The organism is Arthrobacter sp., from assembly GCF_030540645.1.
Lineage (GTDB): Bacteria > Actinomycetota > Actinomycetes > Actinomycetales > Micrococcaceae > Specibacter.
The window spans coordinates 43,305-53,804 of sequence record NZ_JAUNVV010000013.1 but is presented as its reverse complement, the minus strand read 5'-3'; the positions used below and the strand labels follow the sequence as shown (position 1 = coordinate 53,804).

Genomic DNA, 10,500 nt, shown 5'->3' with positions numbered 1-10,500 from the left:
TGTAGGCAGCGCCGTACGCTTCAAGGGCCCAAACTTCCATCTCACCAAAGCGCTGGCCACCGAACTGGGCCTTACCGCCCAAGGGCTGCTGGGTGATCATGGAGTACGGTCCGGTGGAGCGGGCGTGAATCTTGTCGTCCACCAAGTGGTGGAGTTTCAAGATGTACATGTAGCCCACCGAAACCGGGTCCGGGAACGGCTCGCCGGAACGGCCGTCGAAGAGGCGTGTCTTACCGCTGGAATCGATCAGGCGTTCGCCGTCGCGGGTCACATTGGTGGAATCGAGAAGGCCGGTGATTTCCGAGTCACGGGCACCGTCGAACACCGGAGTGGCAACCTTCGTCTGACCGGATTCGCGTGGCAGGTTGGGGAGGTTCTGGATCCAGTCCGGCTCGCCCTCAACCTTCCAGCCGGTCTTGGCCACCCACCCGAGGTGGATTTCCAGCACCTGGCCAACGTTCATGCGGCCAGGAACACCCAGCGGGTTCAGCACGATGTCAACGGGCGTGCCGTCAGCAAGGAAGGGCATGTCCTCGATCGGGAGGATCTTGGAAATAACACCCTTGTTGCCGTGGCGGCCGGCAAGCTTGTCACCGTCGGTGATCTTGCGCTTGTTGGCAACGTAGACGCGCACCAGCTGGTTTACGCCGGGGGGCAGGTCATCTTCGGAATCGCGGTCAAAGACACGGACGCCGATGACGGTGCCGGACTCGCCGTGCGGAACCTTCAAGGACGTGTCGCGAACTTCACGACTCTTCTCACCGAAGATGGCACGGAGCAGGCGCTCCTCCGGAGTCAGTTCGGTTTCACCCTTGGGGGTGACCTTGCCAACCAGGATGTCGCCGGCTTCAACCTCGGCACCGATGTGGATGATGCCGCGCTCGTCCAGGCCGGCCAGGATTTCCTCGGAAACGTTCGGGATGTCCCGGGTAATTTCCTCAGCACCAAGCTTCGTGTCGCGGGCGTCGATCTCATGCTCTTCGATGTGGATGGAGGACAGCACATCTTCAGCAACAATGCGCTGCGAAAGAATGATGGCATCCTCGTAGTTGTGGCCTTCCCAGGACATGAAGGCCACCAGCAGGTTCTTGCCCAAGGCAAGCTCGCCCATGTCCGTTGCCGGACCGTCAGCGATGATCCCGCCAACTTCCAGGCGCTGGCCCTCTGAGGCCAGAACACGCTGATTGTAGGCCGTTCCCTGGTTTGAACGCTGGTACTTGGCGATCGGGTAGCTGATCTCCGTGCCGTCGTCGTTCAACATGACCACGACGTCGGCGGAAACTTCCGAAACCACACCGGCCTTCTTGGCGATGACAACGTCTCCGGCGTCAACGGCGGTCGCGCGCTCCATGCCGGTACCCACGAACGGGGCCTCCGAACGGACCAGCGGCACAGCCTGACGCTGCATGTTCGCACCCATCAAGGCGCGGTTGGCGTCATCGTGCTCGAGGAACGGAATCAGGGCGGTTGCCACGGACACCATCTGGCGCGGGGAAACGTCCATGTACTCGACCTCGTCGGCCGGGATCAGGACAGGCTCGCCGCCACCACCGCGCTGGCGGACCAGAACGGATTCTTCCTCGAAGTGGTTGTTGGCATCGAGCGGCGCGTTGGCCTGGGCGATGACAACTTCCATCTCGTCGTCAGCCGTCAGGTAGTCAACTTCGTCGGAAACGAAGCCGTCCTTGACACGGCGGTACGGCGTCTCGATGAAACCGAACGGGTTGATGCGTCCGTAGGAAGCCAAGGAACCAATAAGGCCAATGTTCGGGCCTTCAGGGGTTTCAATGGGGCACATACGGCCGTAGTGCGAGGGGTGAACGTCTCGAACTTCCATGCCTGCACGGTCACGGGACAAACCGCCCGGGCCCAGCGCAGACAGGCGGCGCTTGTGCGTCAGACCGGCCAGCGGGTTGTTCTGATCCATGAACTGTGAGAGCTGGGAAGTTCCGAAGAACTCCTTGATGGCTGCCACGACGGGACGGATGTTGATCAGGGTCTGCGGCGTGATCGCTTCGACGTCCTGAGTGGTCATGCGCTCACGGACAACGCGCTCCATGCGGGAAAGACCCGTACGGACCTGGTTCTCGATGAGCTCTCCGACCGCACGGATGCGGCGGTTGCCAAAGTGGTCAATGTCATCGACGTCAACGCGCAAGTCAACCTCGGCGCCGTCGCGGGTGCCCTTGGTGGTCTTGTTGCCTGCATGCAGGGCTACAAGGTACTTGATCATGGCGACGATGTCATCGACACTGAGCACCGAAGCGTTGGGGTCGCTCAACGGCAGGTCAATGCCAAGCTTGCGGTTGATCTTGTAACGGCCGACCTTGGCCAGATCGTAACGCTTGGAGTTGAAGTACAGGTTGTGCAGCAATGCATCGGCAGCGTCAACGGTCGGCGGCTCACCCGGGCGCAGCTTGCGGTAGATGTCCAGGAGGGCATCTTCACGGCCGGTGGTTGCATCCTTTTCCAGGGTGGCGCGGATCGAGTCGAACTCGCCGAACTCTTCCAAGATCTGGCCTTCGGTCCAGCCGAGGGCCTTCAGCAGAACAGTGACGGACTGCTTGCGCTTGCGGTCGAGGCGGACGCCGACCTGGTCGCGCTTGTCAATCTCCAGCTCAAACCATGCACCACGTGAGGGGATGATCTTGGCGGTAAAGATTTCCTTGTCACTGGTCTTGTCCGCGGTGCGCTCAAAGTAAGCACCCGGTGAACGGACCAGCTGCGAAACAACAACACGCTCGGTGCCGTTGATGACGAAGGTGCCCTTGTTGGTCATGAGCGGGAAATCGCCCATGAAGACGGTCTGTTGCTTGATTTCACCGGTCAAGTTGTTCATGAACTCGGCCTTGACATACAACGGCGCGGCGTATGTGGCGTCGCGGTCCTTGCACTCGTCAACGGTGAACTTGGGGTCAGAGAATTCCGGCTCCGTGAAGGACAGGGACATGGTGCCCTGGAAATCCTCAATGGGAGAGATCTCTTCAAAGATGTCGGATAGACCGGATGTGACGGCCACGCTGTCATCGCCAGCGTCCACGGCGGTCTGCATGCGGTCCTGCCAGCGCCCATTACCTACGAGCCAGTCAAAGCTCTCGGTCTGGAGTGCAAGCAGATTCGGCACGTCAAGCGGCTCATGAATCTTTGCGAATGAGAGGCGACTCTTCGCACCGTCGGTGCTGTTTGAATCGATAGCGGTTGCAGCGTTATTTACATTAGAGGTGCTCGAGGCGACCAAGAGGGATCCTTCCACAGACCTGCAGGCTTGTTCTTACGCCCCTCACCCGATTCACACCTAGTCATCAAACCGGGTGGAACGCTGGCCAGAACTGTCTTGGAAAGCGCAACAAGCTGACATTTTCTGTCGGCTGCTGCGTGCTGTCCTTGACTCCTGACCGATACAAAGCCCACCGCTATATGAAGGCTGAAGGTTAAGAGGGATACGCAAAGATCTACTCTACAGGCATATATACCCGCGTGTCTACCCCAGGAACTGATAAACCGCAAGTATGGGCTTGGGTCGAGGTGTAATTCCTTGTTTTCTAGCCGTTTTTTGCCCCACTATTAGCCTCGTCACAGTAGCGCAGTGAGCGTCTGCCGCAAGAAGAAATATCTTGTGGGAGCAAACTGTTACATTCTATGGAGAACCAGTGCGGATCAACGAGGATGCGCACGGTACAAGTTTCAAGGAGCACTGCGGACATGGCGGCACAATCAAATGATGTGGTAATTCTTGCAGGAGCACGTACGCCGCAGGGCCGGCTCAACGGACAGTTGGCACCCTTTACCGCCGTCGAGCTTGGCTCCAAGGCCATCGCTGGAGCCGTGTCACGTTCCGGGATTGACGCGGCAGATGTCAACTTTGTGATCATGGGTCAGGTTTTGCAGGCGGGGGCCGGGCAGAATCCTGCCCGGCAGAGCGCCGTCGGGGCCGGCATTGGTTGGAATGTGCCCTCAGTGACCATCAACAAAGTGTGCTTGTCCGGCCTGACTGCCGTGATTGATGCGGCGCGCTTGATCCGTAGCGGCGAGGCGGAGGTTGTCATCGCCGGCGGACAGGAGTCAATGAGCCAGGCCCCGCACATCCTGCCAGGCTCACGACGTGGCTGGACCTACGGTTCCATCCAGGCGCTCGACGTTGCCGCCCACGACGGCCTGACCGACGCCTTTGACAACGACTCCATGGGCCTGTCCACCGAGCGTGGCAACATCCTCCTGGGCATTTCACGCACCGCACAGGACGAGGTCGCTGCCGCGTCGCACCAGCGTGCTGCCGCAGCCGTCGAAGCGGGGATATTCGAGCAAGAAATTGTGCCCGTATCCTTGCCACAGCGCAAAGGCGAACCACTGGTGCTTGACAAGGACGAAGGCATTCGCCCGCAGAGCACTGTGGAGTCTTTGGCCGGGCTGCGTCCGGCGTTCACAGCCGACGGCGCCATCACGGCCGGGAACTCTTCCCCTCTTTCCGACGGGGCCAGTGCCATGGTGCTGACTTCACGCACCTATGCGCAGGCGCACGGACTTGAGTGGTTGGCTGTTGTCGGCGCGCCCGGGCAGGTTGCCGGGCCTGACAACTCGCTGCATTCGCAGCCTTCCCACGCCATCGAGAGTGCTCTGGCAAAAGCTGGCTGGAGCGTTGCGGATCTCGATTTCGTTGAGATCAACGAGGCTTTTGGGTCTGTTGCTGTCCAGTCAATGCGTGATCTTCACCTGTCGCCGGAAATATGCAATATCCACGGCGGTGCCATCGCACTAGGTCACCCCATTGGTGCATCCGGAGCCCGGTTGGCACTCCACGCGGCGCTTGAACTCAGCCGCCGCGGCTCCGGCAAGGCGGCTGTGTCGCTGTGCGGCGGTGGCGGGCAGGGCGAGGCGCTGCTCCTGTTCCGGGACGCTGAGTGAACCCAGCAGCCAATCCCACGGGCCATGGCCGGGTTGCCGCTGATGCGGCGGCCCGCGGCCTGGCCGTGGACATCTTCGCCAGGCCTGTGGCAGGCTCCCTGACGGAGGCTGCCGCTCTCCTCGGCATTGACATCGCAGACATTGTGAAGTCCCTTGTGGTCAAGCGCAGCGACGGCGCCTTCCTCTTTGCCCTGGTACCGGGCGGCCGCTCTATCTCCTGGCCCAAGCTGCGTGCCGTGGTGGGCGTGAACAAGCTGCAAATGCCAGCGGCCGAGCTGGCCCTCGCCGCGACCGGTTACGAACGCGGCACCATCACTCCTCTAGGCAGCACCACTGCGTGGCCAGTCTTCGCGGACGAATCAATCCGCGGCCGCAGGGTGTCCATGGGAGCCGGTGAACACGGCTACAGCCTATTCGTCGAAGCCGACGCCCTGATATCGGCCTTGAACGCCACCGTCGCAGACATCTCCGTCCCGGAATAGCAGGCTTGGGCGACTCGCGGCGGCACCGGCCCGGCATTTTTCCGGCGACTATCCGACGCGTCGGCCGCGGGCGGCCTTTGGCGTCTCCTTTACGTCGCCTACAAAAAATGTCGGCTCCGCTGCCGGGATGCCCCCTGGACGCAGAAAAGCCCCGCACCAATTGGTGCGGAGCTTTTCGAGAAATGCGAGGTGATTACTTGACGGTAACCGTGGCGCCGGCAGCTTCGAGGGCTTCCTTGGCCTTCTCGGCAGCTTCCTTGGTTGCACCTTCGAGGACGGCCTTGGGAGCCGAGTCAACGACCTCCTTGGCTTCCTTCAGGCCGAGGGAAGTCAAGGAACGAACTTCCTTGATCACTGCGATCTTCTTGTCGCCGGCTGCTTCGAGGATAACGTCGAATTCAGTCTGCTCTTCTTCAGCTTCTGCGGCGCCGCCAGCGGGGCCTGCTACTGCAACAGCAGCGGCAGTAACTTCAAAGGTCTCTTCGAAGAGCTTGACGAACTCGGAGAGCTCGATGATGGTCAGTTCCTTGAAAGCTGCAATGAGCTCGTCGTTGGTGAGCTTAGCCATGGGTGGCGCTCCTTCTGTGTTCTTGGCCCGAAGGCCGAATCTTAAGACCCAAATCCTCGTGGACTCGGGGAAAAACTAATACTGATGACCTGCAGGCAGCCGGCTCGTCCAGGGGACGGCGCGCACTACGCCTCGGTGGTCTCAGCTTCTACTGCAGGGGCTTCCTCAGCGGCGGGTGCTTCCTCAGCGGCCGGAGCCTCTTCAGCGGGAGCGCCTTCGGCCAGCTTCAAACGCAGGGCCTCGAGGGTGCGCGCAACGGCGGCCATCGGAGCCTTGAGGATGCCGGCGACCTTGGCCAGCTGCAGTTCGCGAGACTCGAGGGCAGCCAGTGCGGCGACCTCGGAGGCGTCGAGAGCCTTGCCTTCGAAGAAACCAGTCTTGATGACCAGCTGCTTGTTGGCTTTTGCAAAATCCGTGAGGCTCTTGGCTGCTGCAACAGCGTCACCCTTGATGAAAGCAATGGCGGTGGGGCCGCTCAGCTGACCTTCGAAAGCGTCAACACCTGCTTCCTTGGCCGCAATGGCTGTCAGGGTGTTCTTTACGACCGCGAACTTGGTGTCCTGGCCGAGAGAAACGCGCAGCTCCTTGAGCTGAGCAACGGTGAGCCCACGGTATTCGGTTAGGACTGCTGCAGTTGATTCGTTGAAATCTTGTGTGATTTCTGCAACCGCAGCCACCTTTGTTGGCGTTGCCATAACCCTCCTTCCGGGAATATATGCCGGTCCTGTCTGGTCCTGGCCCGCCCAGCTGGCTGGGACTTGGACAAATAAAAACGCCCCGCACAGATGTACGGGGCGTTTTCGCAGCGGTTCCAGGAATTTCTTCCGGTTCGACGCCGCTCAATAAGCTTTGTGCACCTGCGCTGGCCGTCCATATAAGGACTTTCGGATGGCAACCGGCCCGATTCCTGCGCAATCACATGCATGCTGCATGGACTGGCTGGGGGAGATTGACATCGACCGACGGTCTTTGGTTCCTCAAGGCTACAGGAGCGTGCCTCCAGATTCCAAATCGGGACAGTGAGCTTTAGCTGGCAGACGATCAGCCAATGCTATTGAAGTCCTTGCGCCACTGCCCCGTGACACCCGCGTTCACGAATCCCAGCATTTCGTTGACAGAGCGCATGTACTCCTTTTCAGGTGCGTTCCACGTGTAGATGGCATCCAACTGCGGAAACTCACGCATGAGGTGCTCAAGGTTCGCCGTCTGAATATGAAGCCCAACATCTTTGCCACGGTGGGCCTGCTCCACAAAAGAGTCGTCTTGAAATGCCACATCCCCGCGGTTGCCCAGTATGGAGATGGAGGTCAAGCCAACCAGCACGCCTGCTTCAACACATTCGGCTGCGCTGACCAACGTGTGCCTTCCTGTGAGCATGGAAATCTCCTCGGCTTCACGCAGGCGAGCCACATCCCACGCTACCTCAGGATTGCCGTCGCCCTCACCTTCGATCTCCTGCTCCAGGCGCACAATGTCCTGTGCCCATGACTCCGGGCAGCGGTCCATCCATTGGTGTACGCGATATTTGTGCTCGTGCGCCGCTGTTGCACGTTCAGTCAGGACCGCACTCAATCCTACTGGCAGGGGCAGTGCACAGACGCTGAACTGTTCAACCCGTTCAAGGTCATAGCCGGCATTGTAGGCAAAACGGGCCTCCCTGCTGCTCAGTGGCAGGGAGCCGCCTCCACGGGAGGCCGGTATCACCTCTGTGTCCGCATCATCGAGCGTCGAGGACTGATGGCTTGTCTCGACCATAACGATCTTGCGGTTCTCACCTTTGACAAAGAGTTCGGCAGCTTCAAGCAGCTTCCTGCCCAAGCCAAGCCCCTCGGCACTGGGCAGCACGTCCAGGGTGACGTGGGCCATGTCAGTGTTGTCGTCCAACGGCAGGGCAATGCCGGCCAATCCAAGGATTTCCCCGCCTCTTCGAGCAATCAACACCACATACCACTCAAAAGTGTCGTGGCACTGATCGAAGAGCTCCTCTGCCGTGTAGGCCAGTTTGTCGTTTCCCCAAGTCTTAATACGGACCTGGCGGGACACTTCAACGGCCTGGTGGAAATCTGCAGCGGCGTCGCCGTCGAGAGTCTCTGGAATCCGCAACTGCTCGATGGTCGTTACTGTCATGGCTTCATTACCCCGTAGTTGTCTCATCTTTGTGGGCGAACCATGGCATTGCCACGCCCGCACCTTCCCCCATTGAAATCTGGTGGAAACTGCCACTACCCACCAGCCTGTAAAAAAGGAAGGGCGCTGCAGCGAAATGCTACAACGCCCTTCCCTTCAAATTTCAAGAACTAGTCCTCGATGACAACCTTCGTTGCCGCAGGATCCACGCTGATGCCGGGACCAAACGTCGTGGAGACGGTGGCCTTCTGCAGGTAGCGGCCCTTGGAAGCGGACGGCTTCAAACGAAGCACCTCTTCCAGCGCTGCTGCGTAGTTCTCAGCCAGCTTGACGGCGTCGAAGGAAACCTTGCCGATGATGAAGTGCAGGTTGGAGTGCTTGTCGACGCGGAAGTCGATCTTTCCACCCTTGATGTCATTGACAGCCTTGGCGACGTCGTTGGTGACGGTGCCGGTCTTCGGGTTCGGCATCAAGTTACGCGGCCCGAGGACCTTACCCAAACGGCCAACCTTGCCCATGAGGTCAGGAGTGGCAACGGCTGCGTCAAAGTCGGTCCAGCCGCCCTGGATCTTTTCGATCAGGTCGTCGGTACCAACGAAGTCGGCGCCCGCTGCAATAGCAGCCTCGGCACGCTCACCGGTTGCGAAAACCAGGACGCGGGCAGTCTTACCGGTGCCGTGGGGCAGGTTGACTGTGCCACGGATCATCTGGTCGGCCTTGCGAGGGTCTACACCCAAGCGGAACGCAACCTCAACGGTGGCGTCAAACTTGGACGGGTTTGTCTCTTTGGCGAGCTTGATGGCGTCGAAGGGTGCGTATGTGTTGTCCACATCGATCTTCGCCTGAGCTGCCTCATATGCTTTACTGCGCTTTGCCATGCTGCGTTTCTCCTTGTGCAGTTGTGGTCATTAGGACCGCGCGGGCCCTGCCACTACGTCCGCTTTCCAACCACCAAAGGGCGGGTTGGTCGGCGTCGTTCTTAATGAATTGGATGGTGCTTCGTGGTCTCGGCAAGCTCGACCACCAGGTGTTGGGGCTTACGCCTCGACAGTGATACCCATGGAACGGGCAGTGCCGGCGATGATCTTCTCGGCGCCTTCGATGCTTGTTGCGTTGAGGTCAACCATCTTCTGGGTGGCGATCTCGGTGACCTGTGCCTTGGTCAGCTGGGCAACCTTGACGGTGTGCGGGGTAGCTGAACCCTTGGCGACGCCTGCAGCCTTCTTGATGAGCTGTGCAGCCGGCGGGGTCTTGGTGATGAAGGTGAAGGAACGGTCTTCGTAAACCGTGATTTCAACGGGGATGACGTTTCCGCGCTGGGATTCCGTTGCAGCGTTGTACGCCTTGCAGAATTCCATGATGTTGACGCCGTGCTGACCAAGCGCGGGACCGATGGGAGGTGCCGGGTTGGCGGCGCCTGCCTGGATCTGCAGCTTGATAAGGCCGGTGACCTTTTTCTTGGGAGCCACTGTAGGGTCCTCTTCTCTCAATAACTTTCCTGGGACGACGGAGCGCGTCCAGGTAGGTGGCCGGATGGCGTCCGGCCGAACGTTTCATGGGAACAAAGCAATGCCCCGTGGAACGAAAATTGTGGGTAACTAGATCTTGGTGACCTGGTTGAAGGCAAGTGTGACGGGAGTTTCACGCTCGAAGATGGAAACCAGCACCACCAACTGCGCAGCCTCAGGCTTGATCTCGGAGATCGAGGCTGAAAGGCCTTCGAACGGGCCGTCCTTGACGATGACTGCTTCGCCGACTTCAAAGTCGATGTCCGCATCAATCGGGTCGTGACGCAGCGGAACGCCGGTCTCTTCAGCCTGCTGCTCTTCAAAGATCGGAGCAAGCATCGAGAAGACTTCATCCAGGCGCAGCGGCACCGGATTGTGGGCGTTGCCAACGAAGCCGGTCACGCCGGGTGTGTGGCGCACGACGCCCCACGATGCGTCTGTGAGGTCCATGCGAACCAGCACGTAGCCGGGAATGCGGACGCGGTTGACAACCTTACGCTGCGCATTCTTAATCTCCACGACTTCTTCCATGGGGACCTGAATTTCGAAGATGTAATCTTCCATGTTCAGCGACAGACTGCGTGACTCAAGGTTGACCTTAACGCGGTTTTCGTAACCAGCATAGGAGTGGATGACGTACCAGTCACCCTCCTGGCGCCGCAGCATGGCCTTGAACTCTTCAGCCGGGTCAACTTCGGGCTCTGCTGCCGCTGCTGCGGCTGCCTCTTCCGAGTCTTCCTCTGTGGTCTCGGCAGCGTCCTCTGCAACGTCAGGCTCTACAGCCTCGGCAGCATCTTCTGCGACCTCAGATTCTTCTGCAACGGCATCAAGGTCGGCATTGATGGCAGCATCAGCAACCACAGTGTCCTGGTCCTGCTCACTGTACGTTGCCTCGGGCTCCAGCTCAGACACG

At 59.7% G+C, this 10,500-nt stretch carries 9 protein-coding genes; 2 read left to right on the top strand and 7 right to left on the bottom strand.

Annotated features, from left to right (window positions below; all coding sequences use genetic code 11):
* Positions 1 to 3,238, bottom strand: a 3,238-nt coding sequence (gene rpoB, locus Q4P21_RS04425) for a DNA-directed RNA polymerase subunit beta (protein WP_303387624.1), incomplete at its 3' end; no start/stop codon positions are given.
* 464 nt (positions 3,239 to 3,702) lie between these two features.
* Here rpoB and Q4P21_RS04420 point away from each other — a divergent pair.
* Together Q4P21_RS04420 and Q4P21_RS04415 are read left to right on the top strand one after the other, a co-directional pair.
* On the top strand, positions 3,703 to 4,902 hold the full coding sequence (locus tag Q4P21_RS04420) for an acetyl-CoA C-acetyltransferase (RefSeq protein WP_303387623.1): 1,200 nt from the start codon (positions 3,703 to 3,705) through the stop codon (positions 4,900 to 4,902).
* Positions 4,899 to 5,384: an aminoacyl-tRNA deacylase gene (locus Q4P21_RS04415; protein WP_303387622.1), complete on the top strand. Its 486-nt coding sequence runs from the start codon at positions 4,899 to 4,901 to the stop codon at positions 5,382 to 5,384. Before Q4P21_RS04420 ends, Q4P21_RS04415 begins: the two co-directional genes overlap by 4 nt.
* Positions 5,385 to 5,577: 193 nt before the next feature.
* On the opposite strand, the gene rplL is transcribed toward Q4P21_RS04415, so the two are convergent.
* The 6 genes from rplL to nusG form a co-directional block, all read right to left on the bottom strand.
* Entirely contained in the window at positions 5,578 to 5,952 is a 375-nt protein-coding gene (gene rplL, locus Q4P21_RS04410; RefSeq protein WP_303387621.1) for a 50S ribosomal protein L7/L12, read from the bottom strand.
* Between the two features lie 125 nt (positions 5,953 to 6,077).
* On the bottom strand, positions 6,078 to 6,647 hold the full coding sequence (gene rplJ, locus Q4P21_RS04405; protein ID WP_303387620.1) for a 50S ribosomal protein L10: 570 nt from the start codon (positions 6,645 to 6,647) through the stop codon (positions 6,078 to 6,080).
* Between the two features lie 346 nt (positions 6,648 to 6,993).
* Positions 6,994 to 8,079 carry a GNAT family N-acetyltransferase gene (locus tag Q4P21_RS04400; RefSeq protein WP_303387619.1) on the bottom strand — a complete coding sequence of 362 codons (1,086 nt, stop codon included), beginning with the start codon at positions 8,077 to 8,079 and terminating at the stop codon, positions 6,994 to 6,996.
* Between the two features lie 170 nt (positions 8,080 to 8,249).
* Complete coding sequence (rplA, locus tag Q4P21_RS04395; protein WP_303387618.1) at positions 8,250 to 8,957, bottom strand: 50S ribosomal protein L1; 708 nt, start codon at positions 8,955 to 8,957, stop codon at positions 8,250 to 8,252.
* 159 nt (positions 8,958 to 9,116) lie between these two features.
* Complete coding sequence (rplK, locus tag Q4P21_RS04390; protein ID WP_207343506.1) at positions 9,117 to 9,548, bottom strand: 50S ribosomal protein L11; 432 nt, start codon at positions 9,546 to 9,548, stop codon at positions 9,117 to 9,119.
* Between the two features lie 129 nt (positions 9,549 to 9,677).
* Positions 9,678 to 10,499, bottom strand: coding sequence for a transcription termination/antitermination protein NusG (gene nusG, locus Q4P21_RS04385; RefSeq protein ID WP_303387617.1), 822 nt, complete (start codon positions 10,497 to 10,499; stop codon positions 9,678 to 9,680).
* Between the last annotated feature and the right edge of the window lies 1 nt (position 10,500).

Excerpts from the sequence above, each read along its gene's own strand:
- Q4P21_RS04400 (WP_303387619.1), bottom strand. The coding sequence starts at position 8,079 with ATGACAGTAACGACCATCGAGCAGTTGCGGATTCCAGAGACTCTCGAC.
- rplA (WP_303387618.1), bottom strand. The coding sequence starts at position 8,957 with ATGGCAAAGCGCAGTAAAGCATATGAGGCAGCTCAGGCGAAGATCGAT.
- rplL (WP_303387621.1), bottom strand. The coding sequence starts at position 5,952 with ATGGCTAAGCTCACCAACGACGAGCTCATTGCAGCTTTCAAGGAACTG.
- Q4P21_RS04420 (WP_303387623.1), top strand. The coding sequence starts at position 3,703 with ATGGCGGCACAATCAAATGATGTGGTAATTCTTGCAGGAGCACGTACG.
- rplJ (WP_303387620.1), bottom strand. The coding sequence starts at position 6,647 with ATGGCAACGCCAACAAAGGTGGCTGCGGTTGCAGAAATCACACAAGAT.